Source organism: Stenotrophomonas sp. GW821-FHT02D01 (assembly GCF_059421765.1).
Genome location: NZ_JBWKVP010000006.1, coordinates 142,370 through 164,362, shown reverse-complemented (window position 1 = coordinate 164,362; position 21,993 = coordinate 142,370). Strand labels below are relative to the sequence as shown.

The window sequence follows — 21,993 nt, the reverse complement described above, 5'->3', positions numbered from 1 at the left end:
CCCCCAACCGGGTTTCGTCGCAAACCGTTTGCGGGCGACAGGGCGGGGCAGCAACGTGGTTGCAGGCGGCGGGGTGCCGCCGAGGGAGCCTCTGATGAAGACCTTGTTTGCGCTTGGTGTCTGGTGCCTGCTGTTCGTGCTGTGCTGGCCGTTGGCGATCCTGGCGCTGGTCGCCTGGCCGTTCGTGTGGCTGCTGAGCCTGCCGTTCCGCCTGCTCGGCATCACCTTCTCGGCACTGTTCGCCTTCCTGCGCGCGCTGTTCATGCTGCCGGCACGCCTGCTGGGCGGCGGCCCGGTGACCGCATGAGGCCGCTCGTCATTGCGATGGTGGCGCTGCTGGTGGCGGCGCCCGCGTCCGGCAAGGAGCCGCCGTCGGCCTACCTGGAGCGCGGGCACGATCCTGCTTTGGCCGCCACCGCCGCGACTGCAGAGGATGCGCCCAAGGAATCCTGCCGGGTGGTGAAGGAGTGGAAGGCAGGGGAAACGGTCGTCCAGCACCGCATCTGTGACGATCCGCCGAAGAGGGCTGCCGCCAAGCCGGCGCCGCGGCCGATGCAGCGTTGATCCGCAATCTGCCGGTACGGCGGCGGCTTCAGGATGAGGGGGCCGCGGCGGCCGGCGGTGCCGGGAACACCTGTTCGCGCAGATCGCGGTAGACCATGATGATGCGGCTACGCGGGCGCACTACGAATTCAACCTGCAGCGGCGCCCCAGCGGTGGCTGCCGCCGGATGGGTCACCGTGCAGGGCTGCTTGATCCCACAGCGCCGCAGGGATACTTCAAGGCTGCCATCGCTGGCCGTGTGCACATCTGCGCCGGGTGAGTGGAAGAGCGTCTCGGCAGGTACGTGGTAGCGGATCAGCACGTCGCCATCGCGTTGGGGCATCACTTCGACCGGCTGCACCTCGGCTGCGCGGTAGTCGGTTCTGGCTGGGGTGGCATTGCACCCGGCCAAGGCGAAGCCGAGCAGCAATGGCAGGCGGCAGAAGCGGGACAGGTGCATGATCGTACGGCTCCATGGAAATCGGCGGCGGCCACAGCATTCCCTGGCCGGTTGCATTGGGCCGGGTTGCAGGCGGGCGGTCAAGCGGCCAACAAAAAACCCCGCCGAGGCGGGGTTTTCAGCATCCAGCGATGCCGGCCAGCGGCCGGCACTGCCCGATGGATCAGTTCGCCTTGTGGATCGCGCGCTTGCTAACGGCCATCGCCGCGTCGTGCACCACTTCCGAGAGCGACGGGTGGGCGTGGCAGATGCGCGCCAGGTCGTCGGCCGAACCGCTGAACTCCATGGTCAGCACGCCTTCGTGCACCAGCTCGGACACGTTGGCGCCCACCAGGTGCATGCCCAGGATGCGATCGGTTTCGGCGTGGGCCAGAACCTTCACGAAGCCTGCCGGCTCGATCATCGCCACGGCACGGCCGTTGGCGGCGAACGGGAAGCTGCCGGCCTTGTACGGGATGCCCTCGGCCTTCAGCTGCTGCTCGGTCTTGCCGACCCAGGCCAGCTCCGGCTCGGTGTAGATGACCCACGGAATGGTGTCGAAGTTGACGTGGCCCGGCAGGCCGGCGATCAGTTCGGCAACCGCGATGCCTTCCTCGAAGCCCTTGTGCGCCAGCATCGGGCCGCGCACGCAGTCACCGACCGCCCAGACGCCATTGACGCCGGTGTGGCAGTGCGCGTCGACTTCGATCTGGCCACGCTCGTTGATCTTGACGCCGGTACCTTCGGCCAGCAGGCCCTTGGTGGCGGCGCGACGGCCAACGGCCACCAGCAGCTTGTCCACCACCAGCGACTTCTCGCCTTCGGCGTCGGTGTAGGTCAGGGCGACTTCCTTCTTCTTGCCCTTGCCGGTCACTTCGGCCTTGGAGACCTTGGCACCCAGGCGGATGTCCAGGCCCTGCTTCTTGAATTCCTTGGCGGCGGTCTTGGCCACTTCGGTATCGGCCGCAGCCAGGAAGTCCGGCAGCGCTTCCAGGATGGTCACTTCCGAACCCAGGCGCTTCCACACGCTGCCCAGTTCCAGGCCGATCACACCGGCGCCGATCACGGCCAGGCGCGCCGGCACTTCGGTGAAGTCCAGGCCGCCGACGTTGTCGACGATGGTCTCGCCGTCGAACTTGGCGAACGGCAGTTCGATCGAATCCGAGCCGGCGGCGATGATGACGTTGGTGCCCTTCAGCTCGACGACCGAGCCGTCATGCTGGGTGACCTTGACCACGTTGCCCGGCTGCAGTTCGCCGAAGCCGTAATAGGCGGCGACCTTGTTGGCCTTGAACAGCATGGCGATGCCGCCGGTGAACTGCTTGACGATCTTGTCCTTGCGGCCAACCATCGCTTCGACGTCCATCTTGGCATCCTTGAAGCTGATGCCGTGGTCGCCAAAGATGTGGCCCATGTTCCAGAACTGGCGCGAGGAATCCAGCAGCGCCTTGGACGGGATGCAGCCCACGCGCAGGCAGGTGCCACCCAGGGCCGGCTTGCCGTCCTTGCCCAGCGCTGCGTCGATGCAGGCGGTCTTCAGGCCAAGCTGGGCCGCGCGGATGGCAGCGTGGTAACCGGCCGGGCCGGCACCGATGACGACGACGTCGAATTGTTCAGCCATTGAAATAGTCCTTGTTGCATTACCAGAACCCCTCCGCGCAGGCGCGGAGGGGCGGGAGGTCTCTTACAGGCCGAACAGCATGCGGCCCGGGTTTTCCAGCTGGTTCTTGATGTCCACCAGGAACTGCACCGAGTCCTTGCCGTCGATGATGCGGTGATCGTAGGACAGCGCCAGGTACATCATCGGCGCGATCACGACCTGGCCGTTCTGGGCGATCGGGCGCTCCTTGATGGCGTGCATGCCGAGGATGGCGCTCTGCGGCGGGTTGATGATCGGGGTCGACAGCAGCGAACCGAAGGTGCCGCCGTTGGTCACGGTGAAGGTGCCGCCCTGCAGTTCTTCCAGGCTCAGCTTGCCGTCACGGGCCTTCTTGGCGTAGTCGGCGATGGTCTTTTCGATGTCGGCGAACGACATGCGCTCGACGTTGCGCAGCACCGGCGTGACCAGGCCCTTCTCGGTCGACACGGCGATCGAGATGTCCGAGTAGCCGTGATAGATGATGTCGTCGCCGTCGATGGAGGCATTGACCAGCGGGAAGCGCTGCAGCGCGTTGGCGGCGGCCTTCACGAAGAAGCTCATGAAGCCGAGCTTGATGCCGTGTGCCTTGACGAACTCGTCCTGCAGTTCCTTGCGCGCCGCCGACACCTTGGACAGGTCGACTTCGTTGAAGGTGGTCAGCATGGCGGTGGAGTTCTTCGACTCCATCAGGCGCTCGGCGATGCGCTTGCGGATGCGGGTCATCGGCACGCGTTCTTCCGGACGTGCGCCACCGGCCTTGCCGGCGCCGCCGTTGCGGGCGAAGTTGACGATGTCTTCCTTGGTGACGGCGCCACGACGGCCGGTGCCGTCGACGTCGGCCGGGTTCACGCCTTCGGTGATGGCGGTGAAGCGGGCGCCCGGCGGCAGCGCGTCGGCAGCCGACTTGGCAGCCGGGGCCGGGGCAGCGGCGGCGGCCGGAGCAGCAGCGGCCGGAGCGGCCTCAGCCTTCTTCTCTTCGGCAGCCGGGGCCGGTGCAGCAGCCACGGCGCCTTCTTCGATGATCGCCACGACCTGGCTGGAAGTGACGGTGTCGCCTTCCTTGAACTTGATTTCCTTGATCACGCCATCGACCGGCGACGGCACTTCCAGGACGACCTTGTCGGTTTCCAGGTCAAGCAGGTTTTCGTCGCGCTTGACGGCGTCGCCCACCTTCTTGTGCCAGGTGGCGATGGTGCCGTCGGCGACGGATTCGGGCAGTACCGGGGCTTTGACTTCGGTGGCCATGCGGGAGCTTCCTGGTTTGTCTTCTAAATAGGGGGAGAGTTATTCAGCGAACGAGTCGTTGAACGGGTTGACCAGTGCATCGGCGACCAGCTGCTGCTGTTCGCGGACATGGTCAGCCATGTGACCGGCAGCCGGCGAAGCCGAACGTGCGCGACCGGCGTAGTGCAGGCTCTGGCCATCGGCCAGGCAGAACTGCAGGTGGTGGCGGATCTGGTACCACGCGCCCTGGTTCTGCGGTTCTTCCTGCGTCCACACCACGTCGGTGGCCTTGCCGTACTTCTTCAGTTCGGCAGCCAGCAGCGCACGCGGGAACGGGTACAGCTGCTCCACGCGGATGATCGCCACGTCGTCCTGGCCACGCTTGGTCTGGTCTTCCAGCAGGTCGTAGTAGACCTTGCCCGAGCACAGCACCACGCGCTTGACCTTCTTGGCATCTGCATTGGCATCGCCGATCAGGTGCTGGAACTCGCCATTGGCCAGCTCGTCCAGGGTCGACACGGCCAGCTTGTGGCGCAGCAGCGACTTGGGCGACATCACCACCAGCGGCTTGCGGGTGGTCAGGTGCTGCTGGCGACGCAGCATGTGGAAGGCCTGCGCCGGGGTCGACGGCACCACCACCAGCATGTTCTCCAGCGCGCACAGCTGCAGGAAGCGCTCCAGGCGCGCCGAGCTGTGTTCCGGGCCCTGACCTTCATAGCCATGCGGCAGCAGCAGGGTCAGGCCGGAGATGCGGCCCCACTTTGCTTCGCCGGCGGCGATGAACTGATCGATCACCACCTGGGCGCCGTTGGCGAAGTCGCCGAACTGGCCTTCCCAGATGCACAGGGTGTTCGGATCGGTGGTCGAGAAACCGTACTCGTAGGCCATCACTGCTTCTTCGCTGAGCAGCGAATCGATGACGGTGGCCTTCTCCGGAGAATCCACCAGCTGCCGCAGCGGCAGGTAGTAGTTGTCGGTCTTCTGGTCGTGCAGGATCGCGTGGCGGTGGGTGAACGTGCCGCGGCCGACGTCCTGGCCGACCAGGCGCAGCGCACTGCCTTCATCCAGCAGGGTGGCGTAGGCCAGGTTCTCGGCAAAGCCCCAGTCGCCCGGGATCTCGCCGGCAGCCATCTTGCGGCGGTCGTCGTACACCTTGGACACGCGCGAGTGCAGCTGCACTTCTTCGGGCACGGTGTTGATCAGCTTGGCCAGCGCGACCAGCTTGTCCTTGTCGACCTTCGTCGACACCGGATCGGACAGCTTGCCTTCCAGCAGCTTCGGCCAATCAACGAACAGCGGGCTGGTCGGCGGGGTCTTTTCGACCTTGGCCAGCTCGGTGGTCACTTCACCGGCATCGAGCTTTTCGCGGTACGCATCGACCATCGCCTTGCCGGCGCCGGCGGCGATCACGCCCGCCTTCTCCAGTTGTTCGGCGTACATCTCGCGGGTGGTGGCGTGCTTGCGGATCACCTGGTACATCAGCGGCTGGGTGATCGCCGGCTCGTCGGCCTCGTTGTGGCCCCAACGGCGGTAGCACATCAGGTCGATGACCACGTCCTTGGCGAACTTCTGGCGGAACTCGAACGCCAGCTGCGCGGCGAACACCACAGCTTCCGGATCATCGCCGTTCACGTGCAGCACCGGGGCGGCGATCATCTTCGCCACGTCGGTGGCATAGCGCGTGGAGCGCGTGTCCTGCGGATTGGAGGTGGTGAAGCCGACCTGGTTGTTGACCACGATGTGCACGGTGCCGCCAACGGCGAAGCCGCGGGCCTGCGACATCTGGAACAGCTCCATGACCACGCCCTGGCCGGAGAAGGCCGCGTCGCCGTGGATCAGGATCGGCATCACCTGCTTGCGTGCGGTGTCCTTGCGGCGTTCCTGGCGCGAACGCACCGAGCCGGCAACCACCGGATCGGCGATTTCCAGGTGCGACGGGTTGAATGCCAGGGCCAGATGCACCGGGCCACCCTCGGTGGCCACGTCGGCGGAGAAGCCCATGTGGTACTTCACATCGCCGGCCGAGGCGTGCTCGTCGTGCTCGAACTTGCCTTCGAATTCGTCGAACAGCTTGCGCGGGTTCTTGCCGAGGGTGTTGACCAGCACGTTCAGGCGGCCGCGGTGGGCCATGCCGATCACCACGTCCTTGACGCCATCCTTGCCGGCGCTGCGGATGATGGTGTCCATCATCGGGATCAGCGAGTCGCCGCCTTCCAGCGAGAAGCGCTTCTGGCCGACGTACTTGGTGTGCAGGTAGCGCTCGAGGCCTTCGGCGGCGGTCAGGCGCTCCAGCGTGCGGCGCTGGGTGTCAGCGTCCAGCTGGTAGTTGCCACCGGCCAGTTCCAGCTTCTTGTAGATCCACTGGCGCTGCTCGACCTCGGAGATGTGCATGAACTCCGCACCGATCGAACCGGTGTAGGTCGCCTTCAGGCGCGCCAGCAGGTCACGCAGCTTCATGCGCGGCTGGCCACCCACGCCGCCGGTGCTGAACTCGCTGTTGAGGTCAGCATCGGACAGGTTGTGGAAGGGCAGGCCGAGGTCCGGGGTGTTGACCGGAGAGGCCAGGCCCAGCGGGTCCAGGCGGGCGTCCAGATGACCACGCGAACGGTAGGCGGTGATCAGACGACCGACATTGCGCTCGCGCTCATCGCCTGCACCGGTGCCGGTGCCTGCTTTCAGCGCATCCTTGGCCGCGTCCGCGATGTGGGAAATGACGGCCGAGTGCGGAATGTCGCCCGCTTCGCGGCCCTTGAAGCCGTCGAAGTAGGTTTTCCATTTGGGATCGACACTATCCGGGGAGACCAGGTACTGCTCGTACAGGTCCTCGACATAGGAGGCGTTGCCGCCGGCGAGTTGCGAAGATTGCGCAAACTGCTTCAGTTGATTGTCCACGATGGAGGGTGCTGATTCGCTTTGTGGGGTATGGCTTCAGAAGGACCCGGCACGAAGATGAATAGCCATGCACGGGCGCGTTCAAACGGCCAAATTGTACCCCCATCCGGACACGAAGGGGCAGCGACGAGGGCATCGGGCGTCCCCCGGTGTCGGTCCCAGACAGGTTGAGCGCACCGGTCGCGGTCAGATGCCGAGTGCCCGCAATTCGCTGCATTCGCGCGAACGGTCCCAGACACGCTGCAATTGCTGCTCGAACGGCTGCGAACGTGCCGGCAGCGCGATTGCCGATTCGCCGTCGAGGCGATGGCCGATGAGACGAAAGTAGAAGTCGCCTGCATCGTTGAGCAGGCAGGCCGAGGCCAGGGCGCGATCGATGGGGTCTGCGACCTCGCGGAACTGGATCACACTGGGCAGGCGCTGGAACAGCGCCAGCAGCGGCGCACCGGCGCTGGCGATGGCTGCGGCGTCATGCACGATCACCCGCAGCTGCTTGTCGTGGCGGGCGGTGACGAAGCGGCGCAGGGCTGCCTGTACCGGTGGCGCGTCCAGCAGGCCGGGGTCCAGCTGCCGGCTGTGCAGCCACAAGCGACGGCGGGCGCGGTGGATGATCGCCGTGGTGATCGCCACCGCTTCAGCGCGGCTGTCGATGGCGGAAACGGCCTGCAGCCGGCGCCGCATCTGCTGGTGGCCAATGCCGGCCTCTTCGAATTCGGGGCCTTCCGGAAGGAAGCCCTGGCGGGCGTAGAAGTCGCGTGCCGGCAGCTGCGCATGCAGGTGCAGCTCGGCCAGGCCGAGCTGGCGCCCGGCCTGCACCAGTGCCTCAAGCAGGGCCTCGCCAATGCCGTGGCCGCGATACGCCGCCAGCACCGCCATGCGGCCGATGCGGCCATCCGGCGCCAGCCGCCCGGTGCCGACCGGATGCCCGTCGGCATCCAGCGCCAGCACGTGGGCACAGACCGGGTCCAGGGCATCGCGCTCCAGGGCGGCGTCGATGCCCTGTTCCTGCACGAACACCCGCTGGCGCACGTCGTGGATGGCGACGTGGGCCTCGGCGTGACTGACCTGCTGGACCCGCAGCGGGCTCATGGCTCAGCCGCGGCCGGCGTCGCTGTCGTCTTCGTCGTGGTCATCGAAGTTGACGATCACTTCAATACCGTCGTCGTGCACGGTCACCAGATGGACGTCATCGGACATCGAGTCAGCCTCGATCACCTCGACCTGCTCGTGGCCCTCGATCACTTCACCCAGCACCTCTTCCTCCTCGTCGGCGTACACCTCGTTCGGATCGATCAGCTGGAACACGCCGCCGACCAGCAACTGCTGGACCACCGCACGGCCCTTGTCGGACAGGCCGCGGTAGGCGGCGGCGTCGAGCTGCTCGGCACCTGCCAGGCGCTGCGCGTCCTTGACCGGCAGGGCGAAGTCCTGGCCACTGACATACAGGCTGGCACCGCGCTTGGCCCGGCGCCAGGCCAGGCGCGCCCACGGGTGGCGCTGCAGCAGCAGGCCCGGCTGCAGGGCCTCGAGCACTTCTTCCTGTGGCGGCGCGGCCTGGTGGGCCATCACCTCGCCGGCGGCGCGGTAGGTGGTGATGAAGCGGCCGAACCAGTCACCCAGCTTGTCCGGATCGTTCATGCGGATGGCGTTGAGCGCGGTGATCACCCGCGCCATCGCCACGGTGTCGATCTCGTTCGGGTCGGCCGGTGCCTTCAGGTCGGCGTCCTGGTAGCGGATGTTCTCGTCGGCGTCGGCGATCAACGTGTCCAGATAGTCACTGATCAGCTCGGCCGAAGACGGTGCGCGCATGCCGAACGAGAACGTCAGGCACGGGTCTTCGGCAACGCCGTGATGCGGCACGTTCGGCGGCAGGTACAGCATGTCGCCCGGCGCCAGCACCCAGTCGTGGGTCGGCTTGAACACTTCCAGCAGCTTCAGTTCCACGTCGGGGCGGAAGCCCAGCGGCGGGCGCTTGCCCTTGATCGATTCACTGGCATCGATCTGCCAGCGGCGGTGGCCGTGGGCCTGCAGCAGGAACACGTCGTACTGGTCGACATGGGCACCGACCGAGCCACCGGTAGCGGCGAAGCTGATCATCACATCGTCCATGCGCCAGCGCGGCAGGAAGCTGAAGTGTTCGATCAGGGCGCGCACGTCCTTGTCCCATTTGTCCACGTCCTGCACCAGCAGGGTCCAGTCGTGGTCGGGCAGGGCGGGGAAGATGTCTTCCTGGAACGGGCCGCTGCGCACGCGCCAGCTGTCCTGGGCCTTGTCGTGCTCGATCAGGCGGGCCAGCACGCCCTCTTCGCAGGCCAGGCCGGCCAGGTCTTCCGGCTGTACCGGGGTCTGGAAATCCGGGAAGGCATTGCGGATCAGCAGCGGGCGCTTCTGCCAGAAGTCACGCAGGAAGGTGGCCGGTGCCATGCCCAGCGGCTGGCCGCGGCGGGCGGTGACTTCGATCAGGGGGGAGGAGGACTTGCGGGCGGCCATGGGGGAGTTCCTTGCAGCGGAAAGCGGGAGGGGCGGCGTGGCGGGCCGCCAAGGGCTCCATTGTCCGACGTTCGATGGGATTGCGCACGTGTGCTGGTTTGTCGCGGGGTCCGGCCAACGGCTGAGCCCCTCGTGGCGGGGTAGCGCTGAAGGCAAAAGCCGAAGCCGGGATTGGCCGGGCGGGTGGGCTGCGCGGGGGACGCTGCAAGTACGTCCCTGTAAGCTTGGCCGCCGCATCCATGCGGCGGACACCCCCGCGCAGCCCACCCGCCCGGCCTCTGACAGTTTCCTGGGTGGCCCGCCACGGAATGGAAGAAGAAAATCAAAGGCAACAGCGGGTCGCGCGCTGCGCTTGCTTCGCCCTGCCTGCGCCATAAACAAAGAGGGACGCGGCGAAGCCGCGTCCCTCTCTCAATTCCGTCCCGACAACCCAACGCTCTTCGATCCGTCACCGGGAATCTGTCAGAGGTGGGGCGGGATGGGCCAGCGGGACCGTTGGCGCCATGGATGGCGCCATCGAGCCCCCATGGATGGGTTCACGGCGTGTCCCGCTGGCCCATCCCGACCCGCCCAGCTAGCAGTAATCCAGAGCCGCTTTTGACGTTGCTGTTGCCGTTGCTTTTGCCTGCCGCAGGCAGCGCACGCGGCCGCCGCCGCAAGGAAAATCCTTAAATCTTCTTCGCCAGCGACTCGGCCAGGCCGGTGTAGCTGCCCGGGGTCATCTCCAGCAGGCGCTGCTTGGCATCGGCCGGCAGTTCCAGCCCCTGCACGAAGGTGCGCATCGACTCGGCCGTGATGCCCTGGCCACGGGTGAGCGCCTTCAGCTGCTCGTACGGGTTCGGCAGCCCGTGGCGGCGCATCACCGTCTGCACGGCCTCGGCCAGCACTTCCCACGCCGCATCCAGATCGGCGTCCAGGCGCTGCGGGTTCACTTCCAGCTTGCCCAGGCCCTTGGCCAGCGAATCCAGCGCCACCTGGCTGTGACCGAACGCGGTGCCCAGCGCGCGCAGCACGGTGGAATCGGTCAGGTCACGCTGCCAGCGGCTGATCGGCAGCTTCGCGCTGAAATGCTCGAACAGCGCGTTGGCGATGCCAAAGTTGCCTTCGGCGTTCTCGAAATCGATCGGGTTGACCTTGTGCGGCATCGTCGACGAACCGACTTCGCCTTCCTTCAGGCGCTGCTTGAAATAGCCCAGCGAGACGTAGCCCCAGATGTCGCGGGCCAGGTCGATCAGGATGATGTTGGCGCGGCGGGCGGCATCACCGATCTCGGCGATGTTGTCGTGCGGTTCGATCTGGGTGGTGTACGGGTTGAACACCAGGCCCAGCCCGGTCACGAAGCGCTCGGCGAAGGCCGGCCAGTCCACATCCGGGTAGCTGGCGATGTGCGCGTTGTAGTTGCCGACGGCGCCGTTGATCTTGCCGGTCAGTTCAACCGCGGCGATCTGCCGGCGCTGGCGCTCCAGGCGGGCGACCACGTTGGCCAGCTCCTTGCCCAGCGTGGTCGGCGAGGCGGTCTGGCCGTGGGTGCGCGACAGCATCGGCTGGCCGGCCTGGGCATGGGCCAGCGTGCGCAGTGCAGTGGCGATGCCGTCCAGGGTCGGCAGCAGCACCTCGCGACGGGCCTGTTCCAGCATCAGGCCGTAGCTGAGGTTGTTGATGTCTTCGCTGGTGCAGGCGAAATGCACGAACTCCAGCGCCGGCGCCAGCTCGGCATCGTCCTTCAGCTGTTCCTTGATGAAGTACTCCACCGCCTTGACGTCATGGTTGGTGGTGCGCTCGATCTCCTTCACGCGCGCGGCCTGGGCCGGGCTGAAGCCGCTGGCCAGTGCACGCAGGCGGACGATGGCAGCGTCGGAGAACGCGGCCAGCTCGACGATGCCCGGCTCGGCGGCCAGGGCCAACAGCCACTCCACTTCGACCGTGACACGGGCCTTGATCAGGCCGTACTCGGAGAAGATCGGGCGCAGGGCGTCGACCTTGCCGGCATAGCGGCCATCGAGCGGGGACAGGGCGAGCAGGGCGGATTCGGACATGTCGGCAGGGCTGGGACGAGCGGCGGGGGCCATATTCTACGACGTGCCGGTGAGGTAGTGCCGGCCGCTGGCCGGCAACCCATGGAATCGCGGACCCCGCGGGGACGCCGGCCAGCGGCCAGCACTACCGAGCATCGGACAAGGGAGTATCGTTGTCGCAGCCGCCAGCCCGGGAAGCGACACCCTGCCAGCCGCCGCTTTCCTTTCCCCAACTGAAGTAGTGCGGAGTTGATGCAATGAGCAAAGCTGCAAGCAAGCGTGCCCCCAAGGGGTTCCGGATCGAGCACGACAGCATGGGCGAGCTGCAGGTGCCTGCCGACGCCCTGTGGGGCGCGCAGACCCAGCGCGCTGTACAGAATTTCCCGGTGTCGGGCCAGCGCATGCCGCGCGGTTTCATCCGTGCGCTGGGCCTGGTCAAGGGCGCTGCCGCCGGCGTCAATGCCGAGCTGGGCCACCTGCCGAAGACCGTGGCCAAGGCCATCCAGTCTGCCGCGGCTGAAGTGGCGGACGGCACGTGGGACGCGCAGTTCCCGATCGACGTCTACCAGACCGGCTCGGGCACGTCCTCGAACATGAATGCCAACGAGGTCATCGCCACCCTCGCCAATCGCGCCGGCAAGGCCGGCAAGGCCACGGTGCACCCGAACGATCACGTCAACCAGGGGCAGAGCTCCAACGATGTGATTCCGACTGCGCTGCGCGTGTCGGCCGTGCTGGCCACCCATGAGCAGCTGCTGCCGGCGCTGGTGCACCTGCGCAGGACGCTGGACAAGAAGGGCCGCAGCCTGCGCAAGGTGGTCAAGACCGGCCGCACCCACCTGATGGACGCGATGCCGTTGACCTTCGAACAGGAATTCGGTGCATGGTCGGCGCAGCTGGCCTCGGCGCAGGAGCGCATCGAGGACAGCCTCAAGCGCGTGCGCCGCCTGCCGCTCGGCGGTACCGCCATCGGCACCGGCATCAATGCCGACCCGCGCTTTGGTGCACAGGTTGCCAAGGCGCTGAAGCAGCAGACCGGCTTCAAGTTCGACAGCGCAGAGAACAAGTTCGAAGGCCTGGCCGCGCAGGACGATGCAGTGGAGCTGTCGGGCCAGCTCAATGCGCTGGCGGTAGCCCTGATCAAGATCGCCAACGACCTGCGCTGGATGAACGCCGGCCCGCTGGCGGGCCTGGGCGAGATTGAACTGCCGGCACTGCAGCCGGGGTCCTCGATCATGCCGGGCAAGGTCAATCCGGTGATCCCGGAGGCGACGGTGATGGCCTGCGCGCAGGTGATCGGCCACCACACGGCGATCACCGTGGCCGGCCAGACCGGCAACTTCCAGCTCAACGTGACGCTGCCGCTGATCGCGGTGAACCTGCTCGATGGCATCGGCCTGCTGGCCAATGTGTCGACCCTGCTGGCCGACAGCGCCATCGCCGGCCTGAAGGTGCGCGAGGACCGTGTGGCCGAGGCGCTGGCGCGCAATCCGATCCTGGTGACCGCGCTGAACCCGATCATCGGTTACGAGAAGGCCGCAGCGATTGCCAAGCGCGCCTACAAGGAGCAGCGCCCGGTGCTGGACGTGGCGCTGGAAGACAGCGGCCTGGCCGAAGCCGAGCTGCGCCGCCTGCTGGATCCGGCCGCGTTGACGGCCGGTGGCATCCAGGCCGGTGGCGGTGGTGCCGGCGGCTGATCGAGCGGTGTGCGGGCCGAGGTCCGCAGCCACCAAAGGCGAGAAGGAAGAACGCCGCCCGGGAGGGCGGCGTTGTTTGTTTCAGCGACGGTCGGCGACGATGTTGCCGAAGGTCTCGGTGTAGTCCTTGAACTCGGGAATGGTCTGCACCAGGTCCGGCGGAATCACCTGCATACCCTCCGGCGGCACGATCTTCACCGGCTGCATGTTGGGGTCGGCCGGTGCGGCCACCAGCGTGTTCTGGCGCAGCACCTGCAGCTTGCCGAACATCGTCTGCAGCATCTGTTTCTGTTCGGCGTTGAGCGGGATCAGGATCTCGTCGATCTTCATCTGCCCGTCCGGCAGGATGATGATGTTCGGTGCCGGCTGGCGGCGAACGGTCACGATGCTCTCGCTGACCGAGATCTTGGGTTTGCCACGCTCGGCGCGGTGGTTGCGGTAGTCCTGGTCACAGCCGACCAGGCCCAGGCAGAGCAGGGCGGCCAGCAGCAGAAACAGCTTTTTCATGGCGGTTCGATGAAGTGCATCCGGGGCTGCCATTGTAAGCCCGCCGGGGCGCAGCGGCCGGCAACGCAGGTGCGCGGCCGGCCGGGTGCGCTGATCTGTCACAGGGGTCAGCGGTTGACGACGGTGTCCTTGCCGCAGTCGTCCACATCGCTCTGGTCCATCGTGGCATAGGGCTTGAACGCCGGCAGCGAGGCAGCCAGGGCCTGCTGGCTGGCCAGCATGGCCGGCATGCGGTCGCAGATGCGCTTGGCCTGCGCTTCGATCTTGGCGGCCTCGGCGTTGATCCGTTTCTCGATGCCTTCGCTGTCACCGCTGAAGATGCCCTTGAGTGCTTCACCGGCGGCATTGGCGCCGAGCTTGGCGCCTGCCAGGCCGACATCCATGCCGTCCATCGCCACCGCCACCACGTGGCCGCGGTAATCAAGCAGCTGGCGACGCTGGCCATCGTCCAGCGCCACCTGCTTGCCACCGATCAGCAGCTGTCCCTGCGGGGTGATCTCCGCGCGCGGCTGGTTGTCGGCCGAGATCTTGATGTTGCCTTCGGCGATTTCCTTGCGGGCGTCATCCATCGCTTCCTTGACGGTCTGGCCGACGCCGCCCGCGGTCTCGGCCACCGCCTTGCCGGCGGTCTTGTCGGGGCTGGACGTGTCGCCACAGGCGATCAACGGCAGGCACAGCAGGGCAGCAGGCAGCAGGCGCAGCAGGTTCATGGCATTCCCCTCGAATCGGATGGTTGGGCGTTACTTGCCGCGCGGCAGGGTGATGGTGCCGGACACGTTGCGATGCTGGACATCGCCGCTGCCGCTGTGCTCGACGGTGAGGTTGCCGCGCACGCCGTCGACATCGATGTCGCCCGAGCCGTGGCTGCGCACGCGGACGTTGCCGCCGACCTGCTCGATATCGACGTTGCCGGAGCCGACCACGCCGACCTCGACGTTGCCCTGCACTTGCTTGAAGCCGATGTCGCCCGAACCGACGGTATCCAGCCGTGCGTTGCCACGCACGTCGGTCACCTTCAGGTCACCGGAGCCGACGGTGCCGACGCTGGCATCACCGCCGATGTTGCGGGCGTTGACGTCGCCCGAACCCAGCGAGAGCAGGTTGAACGATGCGGCACCATCGACGTCCAGGTCGCCCGAACCCACGGCGGCATGCACGCTGCCACGGGTGCCGCGGGCGATGCCATCACCGGAGCCCACGTCCATGCTCAGCGACTGCGCGTTCTCGATGCTGCCATCGCCCGAGCCGATCTTGAACTGCAGCGGCAGGTTGTCCGGCACGCTGCCACGGATGTCCAGCCAGGCGTAGCTGTTACCCATCGACAGCGCGTCGCGGCTGTCGCGGCGCAGGCTCACCACCAGCTTGTCGCCCACGCGGCGCTGGTCCAGCACCAGCTGGTCCAGCCAGTCCTTGTTGGACGCGCACGCGCGGCCTTCGAGCTGGCCGCCACCCGCGCTGGCAACCACCTTCAGGTCATGCTGGTTGATCTCGAACACCACCGCTTTGGCACCGGCCGCGTCGATCTTCAACGCGCGCGGCGCGGAGAACTTGCAGTTCGGTGCATCGGCGGCCAGCGCCGACAGCGGCAACAGCAACAGTGCAGTACAGGCAATCAAGGAACGCATGGGTGGTGCCTCCAGGTTGACGATCAGATTTCGCCAGCGCGCTTGCGCAGGCGGATGGCGATGAAGATGAAGGCCACGCCGAAGGCCGCGCCGATCCACAGGTCGGGCATCGCCAGCGACTTGAGCTGGGCAGAGGGCGCCATCAGCGCCACGATCGAGTCCAGATCCTGCCTGGATTCACCGCCACCGGCGCGGTACAGCAGATCCATTCCCGGCATCGCACCCAGCAGCAGACGGCCGACGATGTGTTGCCAGAACCAGCCGGTGGTCAGGTCGAACAGGTGCATCAGCTTGGTGGTGCTGACGATGATGCCGGCGAACAGCGGCAGCATCACCGCCCAAAGGAACGGCTTGCTCCGTGCCCAGGCCGAGCACAGCAGCAGCCAGCCCGCAGTGGGCAGCGCCCACAGGGCGTACACCGGGATGGACACGAACATGCCCATGACCAGGCTCATCGGATTGGCAGGTCCCACGATCAACTGCATCGCATCGCCGCCGTGGGAGACCACCACCAGGCACAGTATCAGCATGAAAACGAGCAGGGTCAGGCTGGACGCGATGATGGCGATGAGCGGTGCGACGATCAGTGCACTGAGTACCTTGGACAGCACGGTCTGGGTGTCCGACAGCGGCAGCGACTTCCAGAACAGGATGCTGCGGTCGCGGCGATCGTCATACAGGGCGCCCAGGCAATAGAAGAACACCACAAAGGCAAGCACGATCAGTGGCCAGGACGAGGTCAATACCATCGCCAGGTCCAGGCCGTTGCCCAGGTCGGCCATGTCCTTGGCGCTGATGTCGCGGGTCAGCACGGCCAGATCCAGGCCGTTGATGTTCACGCTCTCGCCGTCGATGTGCAGGCCGCCGTCGCGGGCGGCACGATGCAGGGCGAACAGGCCCAGGCCGATACCGATGCCGCTCATCAGCAGCGAGACGATGCCGGCGATCACCGGGGCGTACAGGAAACCACCGCGGTTTTCCCAGTATTCGCGCTTGAGCAGCCAGCGCAGGGTGCCTGCGGGACTGACAGGATGGTTGACGGCATTCATGCGTAGGTCCCCTTCATGACAGCGACGAACAGATCGGCAAGGCCGGCGTTGCGGGTTTCACCCAGGCTGGCCAGCTGGCTGCGTGGCACCCCGTCGAACAGCAGGACGGTCTTGCCGAAGGCCTGGCTGCGCTCGTCGATCGGCTTCAGTGCGCGGGCGGTTTCAAGCTGGTCGGCACCGACCAGCAGTTCGGTATAGCGGTCGCCGACTTCGTCCATTTCCGCATTGAGGACGATGCGACCATCGCGGATGAACATCACGTCGGTGAGGATGTGCTCGATCTCTTCCACCTGGTGGGTGGTGACGATGATCGTCTTCTGCTCGTCGAAGTAGTCTTCCAGCAGGCGCTGGTAGAACTCCTTGCGGTACAGGATGTCCAGGCCGAGCGTGGGTTCGTCCAGCACCAGCACCTTGGCGTCGATGGCCATCACCAGGGCCAGGTGCAGCTGCACGATCATGCCCTTGGACAGTTCACGCACGCGCTGCTTCGGCTGCAGCTTGGTGTTGGCCAGGAAGCGTTCGCAACGGGCGCGATCGAAGCGGGGGTGCACGCCGGCGACGAAGTCGATGGCCTCACGCACCTTCAGCCAGCGCGGCAGCACGGCGACATCGGCGATGAAGCAGATGTCGTTCATCAGATCGTCGCGGTGCACGCGCGGGTCGCGGCCGAGCACGCTCAGCTCGCCTTCCACCGAGGTCAGGCCGAGCACCGCCTTCAGCGCGGTGGTCTTGCCGGCACCATTGGGGCCGATCAGGCCGATGATGCGGCCTGCCGGAATGGAGAAGCTGGCGTTGTCGAGCGCGAGCGTGTTCTTGTAAGCCTTGCGAAGGCCACGGGCGGTAATGACAGCGTCGCTTGGCACAGCGGTAGTGGGACTGGCATTCATCAGAATTTCCCCTGGGGCAACAATTCGTCGAGACTCAGGCCCAGTCGCTGGATGCGTTCCAGTACGGCCGGCCATTCTTCATTGAGGAAGCGTTCGCGCTCGCTGCTGCGCAGCTGCGTGGCCGCCTGTTCGGTCATGAACATGCCCAGCCCGCGGCGCTTCTCGACCAGGCCTTCGTCGGCCAGCTCCTGGTAGGCGCGCGAAACGGTGATGGGGTTGAGCTGGTAATCGGCGGCCACCTGGCGCACCGAAGGAAGGGCATCGCCCGGCTTGAGGATTCCGTCAAGCATCATCGCGATCACGCGTTCCTTCAGCTGGCGGTAGATGGGAGCGCCGTCGCTCCACTGGATGTCGCTCATATTCAGCTCCGTGGGGTCAGCGGCTGTGCGAACGAGAAATACGGCATGGACAGGGAGCTGTGCAGCCGACGCGGGGGGGAGGGGGAGGGAGCGGCATTCCCTGCCGTGGGTGCTGCTGCGTCCTGCGTACCGTCTCCGGAGAGGGCGGGGGAGGACGCGGCCGGCGGTGCCGGCATGGCCAGCCAGACCAGCACGAACAGGGTTGATACCGCGGTGACCGCGGGGGCGGCAAGGCTGCGACGCATCCGGCTGTTCATGGTTCCCCCTGTCTCAGGTGACTGGTGTTGTATGCAACTATAACACCGGCACGCCTGTGTGCAAGTCCTGCCCCCACCCAACTGATGGCAGGGGTGGTCATGGCGCTGCAATATTCGTTCAACCGCTTGATATGCATCGAAAAAATGAAACTGCGGAGGCGCGTTTTCTGTCGGCCTCCCATTCAGCCATGTCCATGCTATGTCATCAGCTGAGGGCTGAGGCGCGTTGCCAGCGACTCCCGCCACGCCGTGCAAAGCGCGACAGCGCGTGCGCTCCAGAGGCATGCAGACCCCGGTGCTATAGTTCGGCCGATTCCCGGCCGGTCACGGCCGGACCCCTGGAACGGCTACCGCGGAACGTCTCCCATGCCTTTGTCGCCTGCCTCCTCGCGCCGCCTTCGCGGCCTGTCCCTGTTGACCCTGCTGGCCACTGGCCTGGCCACTTCGGCCGGGGCGTTTGCCGCCGATCTGCTGGATCTGTCGTATCGGCCGCTGGCGGGCAAGCAGCAGGTCAACCTGCAGCAGCGCTACCACGGTCAAGTGCTGCTCGTGGTCAATACCGCCAGCAAGTGCGGCTATACCCCCCAGTACGAAGGCCTCGAAGCGTTGCAGAAGCAGTACGCCGGCAAGGGGTTTGCGGTGCTCGGCTTCCCGTCCAACGATTTCAAGGGGCAGGAACCTGGTGATGAAAAGCAGATCCAGGATTTCTGCACGCTTACTTATGGCGTGAAGTTCCCGATGTTCGAAAAGGTGCACGTGACCGGCGCGCAGGCCACGCCGCTGTATCAGCGCTTGACCGCCGCCACCGGCGTGGCGCCGGCCTGGAATTTCCACAAGTATCTGGTCGGGCGCGATGGCACGGTCATTGCCCAGTTCGCCAGCAAGGTCACTCCGGATGATCCGCAGCTGAAAGCAGCCATCGACAAGGCGCTTGCAGCACCAGCTGTACATTGAACGCCGGCACGGATGCCTCGACATCGACGGCATGCGTGCGACAATACGTGTTTTCGCGCCGACGTCGGCGTCCAGTCACTTCCAGGAATGCAGCGAATGAAAATGGGAATGCGCGGCGCCGCGGCGTCGGTTCTGATTCTGGCGATGGGCACCTCCGGTGTCGCCCTGTCGCAACAACCGGCCGCTCCCTCGGCCGCCAAGGAGACCGCACCCTTGAATTCCCCCAAGCAGAAGCTCGGCTACGCCATTGGTCTGGATGTGGCCAAGTCGTTCGCGCCGATCGCCGATGAAATCGATGCAGCCGCGCTGCGCACTGCCGTGGAGCGTTCCTTCGAAGGCCTGCAGCCGCAGATCACCCAGGAACAGGCCAAGGCGACCGATGCCGCCCTGCGCCAGGTGGTGATGGCCCGCAGCGGCCAGCAGGTGCCGGGCGTCGCGCCGGGCTCGCAGCCGGCGAAGGTTGATCGGGTCAAGGTCGCGCAGATGATCGGTGCTTATTCGGTGGGTCCGTCGCTGGCACAGCTGAAGGACGATATCGATACCGCCTCGCTGTTTGACGCGATCAACACTGGCCTGAGCAAGGGCCAGCCGAAGATGAGCGAAGCCGATGCCACTGCCACCATCCAGTCGTTCATGGGTGCCAAGCAGGCCGAGATGCAGGCAAAGGCCGCACAGGCAGCGCAGACCAACCGTCAGGAAGGCAACGCGTTCCTGGCCAAGAACAAGACCCAGCCGGGCGTGGTGACCACCCCGTCGGGCCTGCAGTACCAGGTGATCCGTCCGGGCAGTGGCGAGCGTCCGTTGCCCTCCAGCAAGGTGCGCGTGAACTACGAAGGCAAGCTGCTCAACGGCACGGTGTTCGACAGTTCCGCGGGCCGTGGCCCGGCCGAATTCGGTCTGGACCAGGTCATCAAGGGCTGGACCGAGGGCGTGGCCCTGATGCCGGTCGGCTCGAAGTACCGCTTCTGGATCCCGGGTGAACTGGCATACGGCGAGAACGGCACCCCGGGTGGTCCGATCGGTCCGAACTCCACCCTGACCTTCGACGTCGAGCTGCTGGGCGTTCTGCCGTAAGCCAACACGGAGTCAGCACGGATATGCGCGTTGCGATTTTTGGTACCGGCTACGTAGGTCTGGTGACCGGCACCTGCCTGGCCGACGTTGGCCACCAGGTGGTCTGCGTCGATATCGACCAAGCCAAGGTGGATGGCCTCAACCGGGGCATCATCCCGATCTACGAGCCCGGCCTGGAGCCGATGGTGAAGGCCAACCACGCCGCGTCGCGGTTGGTGTTCACCACCGACGCGGCGACCGCCATCGGCCACGGCCAGGTGGTGTTCATCGCCGTGGGCACGCCGCCGGACGAGGATGGCAGCGCGGACCTGCAGTACGTGCTGGCCGTGGCCCGCACCATCGGCCGGTACATCTCGGTGCCGACCGTGGTGGTCAACAAGTCGACGGTGCCGGTGGGCACCGCCGACAAGGTGCGTGCGGCCATTGCCGAGGAGCTGGCAGCGCGTGGAGCGGATATCGCCTTCGATGTGGTGTCCAACCCCGAATTCCTGAAGGAAGGCGACGCCGTTGCCGACTGCATGCGGCCTGACCGCATCATCATCGGTGCGACCAGCGCCGAGTCGGTCGCCGTGATGCGTCGCCTGTACGCACCGTTCAATCGCAACCACGATCGCGTGGTGGAGATGGATGTGCGTTCGGCCGAGCTGACCAAGTACGCCGCCAATGCAATGCTGGCAACCAAGATTTCGTTCATGAATGAAATCGCCAACATCGCCGAGCGCGTCGGAGCAGACGTCGAGCAGGTCCGCCAGGGCATCGGTTCGGATCCGCGTATCGGCTGGCACTTCATCTATCCGGGTGCCGGTTATGGCGGTTCGTGCTTCCCCAAGGACGTGCAGGCACTGGCGCGCACCGCGCAGCAGGCCGGCCTGGAGCCGAAGCTGCTGAACGCGGTGGAGGCGGTCAATGAATCGCAGAAGGGGCACCTGTTTGCCTTGATCCAGCGCCACTACGACAAGGGCGAAGACGAAGGCGTGCGCGGCAGGACGTTTGCCGTGTGGGGCCTGGCGTTCAAGCCGAACACCGATGACATGCGCGAGGCCTCCAGCCGCCGCCTGCTGGCCCAGTTGTGGGAAGGCGGTGCGAGAGTACGTGCCTACGATCCGGAGGCGATGCATGAATCGCAGCGGATCTTCGGCGAGCGCGACGATCTGGTGTTCTGTGACAGTGCCGACGATGCGCTGCAGGGCGCCGATGCACTGGTCGTGGTGACCGAGTGGAAGCAGTTCCGCAGCCCCGATTTCCAGATGCTGCGCGAGCGGCTGAAGGATGCGGTGGTGTTCGACGGCCGCAATCTGTACGAGCCGGCTGAAGTCGAGGCCGCCGGCCTTGCGTATTACGGCATTGGCCGGGGACGTTCGCTGCATGTCTGAAGTACCGACCGAACGTGAGCAGGCGCTGGAAGCGCGCCTGGTCGAGCTGGAGATGCGCGTGTCCTTCCAGGAACACGCGCTGGCCGAACTGAGCGATGCACTTGCAGACGCGCGCATGGAAGGCAGCCGCAATGCCGGCATCCTGCGCGTGCTGCTGGAAGACCTGGGCAAGGTCCGCAATGCATTGAATTCTTCTGATCCGGCGAGCGAACCGCCGCCGCCGCACTACTGATCCATATCCTATGAGCGATACCCTCCGCGACCAGCTGATGGGCCTGGGCTTCAAGCCCGCGCCCAAGCCCGAGCGCAAGAATGATGCCCCCCGCCGTGATGGCCGCCCGCAGGGCAAGGGTGGCGCTGGCAATGGAAAGCCGCAGCACGCTGGCAAGGGCGAACACAAACCCGGCGAGCGGCGGGCGCATGGCAATGGCGGCCCGGGCAAGCCTGGCCAGCAGCGTGGCCAGGGCCACGGGCAGGGGCCGCGCAAGCCGCGTACCGCCGAGGAAATGGATCTGGCCAAGGCTTACGCGATCCGTGCGCAGCGGGAGAAGGAAGAGCGCATCGAGACCGAGCGCCTGAAGCAGGAAGAAGCCCGCCAGCGCCGCGAGGCCAAGGTGAAGCTGGAAGAACTGCTGAAGGACAAGAGCCTGAATGCCGAAGCGGCCGATATCGCGCGCCACTTCCCTTACGGCGGCAAGATCAAGCGCATCTACGTCACCGCCGAGCAGCTCAAGGCACTCAATGCCGGTGAACTGGGCGTGGTCCAGCTCAACGGTCGCTACCTGCTGGTGACGGCTGAAGTCCTGGCCCAGTCTGAGGCGGTGTTCGCCGCTTCGGTGGCGTTGAAGGTCGACCCGAATGCACCGGCCGAGGACGATCCCTACGCCGACCCGCAGTACCAGGTGCCCGACGACCTGGTCTGGTAAGTCGACGCGTCCATTGTTGAACGCACTGGGCGCCGAAGGGCGC

21 protein-coding genes are annotated in these 21,993 nt (G+C 66.1%); 8 read left to right on the top strand and 13 right to left on the bottom strand.

Features of this window, described 5'->3' with window-relative positions; all coding sequences use genetic code 11:
* Window positions 1-94 precede the first annotated feature (94 nt).
* Entirely contained in the window at window positions 95-307 is a 213-nt protein-coding gene (locus tag AC07UW_RS13920; protein WP_025876788.1) for a hypothetical protein, read from the top strand.
* A complete protein-coding gene (locus tag AC07UW_RS13915; protein WP_495212257.1) occupies window positions 304-564 on the top strand; it encodes a hypothetical protein in 261 nt (86 codons plus the stop codon). Before AC07UW_RS13920 ends, AC07UW_RS13915 begins: the two co-directional genes overlap by 4 nt.
* A gap of 28 nt (window positions 565-592) precedes the next feature.
* Here AC07UW_RS13915 and AC07UW_RS13910 read toward each other — a convergent pair whose 3' ends face one another.
* From AC07UW_RS13910 to purB, 7 genes are all read right to left on the bottom strand, one after another.
* Entirely contained in the window at window positions 593-1,003 is a 411-nt protein-coding gene (locus AC07UW_RS13910) for a hypothetical protein (protein WP_495212256.1), read from the bottom strand.
* A gap of 163 nt (window positions 1,004-1,166) precedes the next feature.
* On the bottom strand, window positions 1,167-2,603 hold the full coding sequence (gene lpdA / locus AC07UW_RS13905; protein WP_032951934.1) for a dihydrolipoyl dehydrogenase: 1,437 nt from the start codon (window positions 2,601-2,603) through the stop codon (window positions 1,167-1,169).
* A 63-nt stretch (window positions 2,604-2,666) separates the two neighbouring features.
* Window positions 2,667-3,866, bottom strand: coding sequence for a dihydrolipoyllysine-residue succinyltransferase (gene sucB, locus AC07UW_RS13900; RefSeq protein WP_025876796.1), 1,200 nt, complete (start codon window positions 3,864-3,866; stop codon window positions 2,667-2,669).
* 39 nt (window positions 3,867-3,905) lie between these two features.
* Window positions 3,906-6,737 (bottom strand): 2-oxoglutarate dehydrogenase E1 component, encoded by a 2,832-nt coding sequence (locus tag AC07UW_RS13895; protein WP_032978870.1) that lies wholly within the window; start codon window positions 6,735-6,737, stop codon window positions 3,906-3,908.
* Between the two features lie 186 nt (window positions 6,738-6,923).
* Entirely contained in the window at window positions 6,924-7,826 is a 903-nt protein-coding gene (locus AC07UW_RS13890) for a GNAT family N-acetyltransferase (RefSeq protein WP_032978874.1), read from the bottom strand.
* Window positions 7,827-7,829: 3 nt separating this feature from the next.
* Window positions 7,830-9,227, bottom strand: coding sequence for a ribosomal protein uL16 3-hydroxylase (locus AC07UW_RS13885; RefSeq protein WP_495212255.1), 1,398 nt, complete (start codon window positions 9,225-9,227; stop codon window positions 7,830-7,832).
* A gap of 668 nt (window positions 9,228-9,895) precedes the next feature.
* A complete protein-coding gene (gene purB, locus AC07UW_RS13880; protein ID WP_140225790.1) occupies window positions 9,896-11,263 on the bottom strand; it encodes an adenylosuccinate lyase in 1,368 nt (455 codons plus the stop codon).
* 236 nt (window positions 11,264-11,499) lie between these two features.
* On the opposite strand from purB, the gene AC07UW_RS13875 reads away from it, so the two are divergent.
* Complete coding sequence (locus AC07UW_RS13875) at window positions 11,500-12,939, top strand: class II fumarate hydratase (protein WP_495212254.1); 1,440 nt, start codon at window positions 11,500-11,502, stop codon at window positions 12,937-12,939.
* 81 nt (window positions 12,940-13,020) lie between these two features.
* Here the strand turns inward: AC07UW_RS13875 and AC07UW_RS13870 are convergent, their stop codons facing one another.
* The 6 genes from AC07UW_RS13870 to AC07UW_RS13845 form a co-directional block, all read right to left on the bottom strand.
* The gene (locus AC07UW_RS13870; RefSeq protein WP_032951937.1) at window positions 13,021-13,446 is read right to left on the bottom strand and encodes a hypothetical protein; all 426 of its coding nucleotides are present in this window, start codon (window positions 13,444-13,446) and stop codon (window positions 13,021-13,023) included.
* A 107-nt stretch (window positions 13,447-13,553) separates the two neighbouring features.
* Window positions 13,554-14,156 carry a DUF2884 family protein gene (locus AC07UW_RS13865; RefSeq protein WP_312108557.1) on the bottom strand — a complete coding sequence of 201 codons (603 nt, stop codon included), beginning with the start codon at window positions 14,154-14,156 and terminating at the stop codon, window positions 13,554-13,556.
* A 30-nt stretch (window positions 14,157-14,186) separates the two neighbouring features.
* The gene (locus AC07UW_RS13860) at window positions 14,187-15,071 is read right to left on the bottom strand and encodes a GIN domain-containing protein (RefSeq protein ID WP_223482874.1); all 885 of its coding nucleotides are present in this window, start codon (window positions 15,069-15,071) and stop codon (window positions 14,187-14,189) included.
* A 23-nt stretch (window positions 15,072-15,094) separates the two neighbouring features.
* Window positions 15,095-16,120: a hypothetical protein gene (locus tag AC07UW_RS13855; RefSeq protein ID WP_025876815.1), complete on the bottom strand. Its 1,026-nt coding sequence runs from the start codon at window positions 16,118-16,120 to the stop codon at window positions 15,095-15,097.
* A complete protein-coding gene (locus AC07UW_RS13850) occupies window positions 16,117-17,007 on the bottom strand; it encodes an ABC transporter ATP-binding protein (RefSeq protein ID WP_032976317.1) in 891 nt (296 codons plus the stop codon). Before AC07UW_RS13850 ends, AC07UW_RS13855 begins: the two co-directional genes overlap by 4 nt.
* Window positions 17,007-17,366 (bottom strand): GntR family transcriptional regulator, encoded by a 360-nt coding sequence (locus tag AC07UW_RS13845; protein ID WP_012511573.1) that lies wholly within the window; start codon window positions 17,364-17,366, stop codon window positions 17,007-17,009. Before AC07UW_RS13845 ends, AC07UW_RS13850 begins: the two co-directional genes overlap by 1 nt.
* 623 nt (window positions 17,367-17,989) lie before the next feature.
* Here AC07UW_RS13845 and AC07UW_RS13840 point away from each other — a divergent pair.
* From AC07UW_RS13840 to AC07UW_RS13820, 5 genes are all read left to right on the top strand, one after another.
* Window positions 17,990-18,577 (top strand): glutathione peroxidase, encoded by a 588-nt coding sequence (locus tag AC07UW_RS13840; protein ID WP_312108552.1) that lies wholly within the window; start codon window positions 17,990-17,992, stop codon window positions 18,575-18,577.
* Between the two features lie 96 nt (window positions 18,578-18,673).
* Window positions 18,674-19,651 carry an FKBP-type peptidyl-prolyl cis-trans isomerase gene (locus tag AC07UW_RS13835; RefSeq protein WP_025876825.1) on the top strand — a complete coding sequence of 326 codons (978 nt, stop codon included), beginning with the start codon at window positions 18,674-18,676 and terminating at the stop codon, window positions 19,649-19,651.
* A gap of 23 nt (window positions 19,652-19,674) precedes the next feature.
* Complete coding sequence (locus AC07UW_RS13830) at window positions 19,675-21,024, top strand: UDP-glucose dehydrogenase family protein (RefSeq protein ID WP_495212253.1); 1,350 nt, start codon at window positions 19,675-19,677, stop codon at window positions 21,022-21,024.
* Window positions 21,017-21,256, top strand: coding sequence for a SlyX family protein (locus AC07UW_RS13825; RefSeq protein ID WP_025876828.1), 240 nt, complete (start codon window positions 21,017-21,019; stop codon window positions 21,254-21,256). The genes AC07UW_RS13830 and AC07UW_RS13825 overlap by 8 nt, the downstream gene beginning before the upstream one ends.
* A gap of 10 nt (window positions 21,257-21,266) precedes the next feature.
* Window positions 21,267-21,950 (top strand): DUF2058 domain-containing protein, encoded by a 684-nt coding sequence (locus tag AC07UW_RS13820; RefSeq protein ID WP_032976315.1) that lies wholly within the window; start codon window positions 21,267-21,269, stop codon window positions 21,948-21,950.
* Window positions 21,951-21,993 lie beyond the last annotated feature (43 nt).

Coding starts and splice junctions, on each gene's coding strand:
- AC07UW_RS13920 (WP_025876788.1), top strand. CDS start 95: ATGAAGACCTTGTTTGCGCTTGGTGTCTGGTGCCTGCTGTTCGTGCTG.
- AC07UW_RS13915 (WP_495212257.1), top strand. CDS start 304: ATGAGGCCGCTCGTCATTGCGATGGTGGCGCTGCTGGTGGCGGCGCCC.
- AC07UW_RS13910 (WP_495212256.1), bottom strand. CDS start 1,003: ATGCACCTGTCCCGCTTCTGCCGCCTGCCATTGCTGCTCGGCTTCGCC.
- lpdA (WP_032951934.1), bottom strand. CDS start 2,603: ATGGCTGAACAATTCGACGTCGTCGTCATCGGTGCCGGCCCGGCCGGT.
- sucB (WP_025876796.1), bottom strand. CDS start 3,866: ATGGCCACCGAAGTCAAAGCCCCGGTACTGCCCGAATCCGTCGCCGAC.
- AC07UW_RS13890 (WP_032978874.1), bottom strand. CDS start 7,826: ATGAGCCCGCTGCGGGTCCAGCAGGTCAGTCACGCCGAGGCCCACGTC.
- AC07UW_RS13885 (WP_495212255.1), bottom strand. CDS start 9,227: ATGGCCGCCCGCAAGTCCTCCTCCCCCCTGATCGAAGTCACCGCCCGC.
- purB (WP_140225790.1), bottom strand. CDS start 11,263: ATGTCCGAATCCGCCCTGCTCGCCCTGTCCCCGCTCGATGGCCGCTAT.
- AC07UW_RS13875 (WP_495212254.1), top strand. CDS start 11,500: ATGAGCAAAGCTGCAAGCAAGCGTGCCCCCAAGGGGTTCCGGATCGAG.
- AC07UW_RS13870 (WP_032951937.1), bottom strand. CDS start 13,446: ATGAAAAAGCTGTTTCTGCTGCTGGCCGCCCTGCTCTGCCTGGGCCTG.
- AC07UW_RS13865 (WP_312108557.1), bottom strand. CDS start 14,156: ATGAACCTGCTGCGCCTGCTGCCTGCTGCCCTGCTGTGCCTGCCGTTG.
- AC07UW_RS13860 (WP_223482874.1), bottom strand. CDS start 15,071: ATGCGTTCCTTGATTGCCTGTACTGCACTGTTGCTGTTGCCGCTGTCG.
- AC07UW_RS13855 (WP_025876815.1), bottom strand. CDS start 16,120: ATGAATGCCGTCAACCATCCTGTCAGTCCCGCAGGCACCCTGCGCTGG.
- AC07UW_RS13850 (WP_032976317.1), bottom strand. CDS start 17,007: ATGAATGCCAGTCCCACTACCGCTGTGCCAAGCGACGCTGTCATTACC.
- AC07UW_RS13845 (WP_012511573.1), bottom strand. CDS start 17,366: ATGAGCGACATCCAGTGGAGCGACGGCGCTCCCATCTACCGCCAGCTG.
- AC07UW_RS13840 (WP_312108552.1), top strand. CDS start 17,990: ATGCCTTTGTCGCCTGCCTCCTCGCGCCGCCTTCGCGGCCTGTCCCTG.
- AC07UW_RS13835 (WP_025876825.1), top strand. CDS start 18,674: ATGAAAATGGGAATGCGCGGCGCCGCGGCGTCGGTTCTGATTCTGGCG.
- AC07UW_RS13830 (WP_495212253.1), top strand. CDS start 19,675: ATGCGCGTTGCGATTTTTGGTACCGGCTACGTAGGTCTGGTGACCGGC.
- AC07UW_RS13825 (WP_025876828.1), top strand. CDS start 21,017: ATGTCTGAAGTACCGACCGAACGTGAGCAGGCGCTGGAAGCGCGCCTG.
- AC07UW_RS13820 (WP_032976315.1), top strand. CDS start 21,267: ATGAGCGATACCCTCCGCGACCAGCTGATGGGCCTGGGCTTCAAGCCC.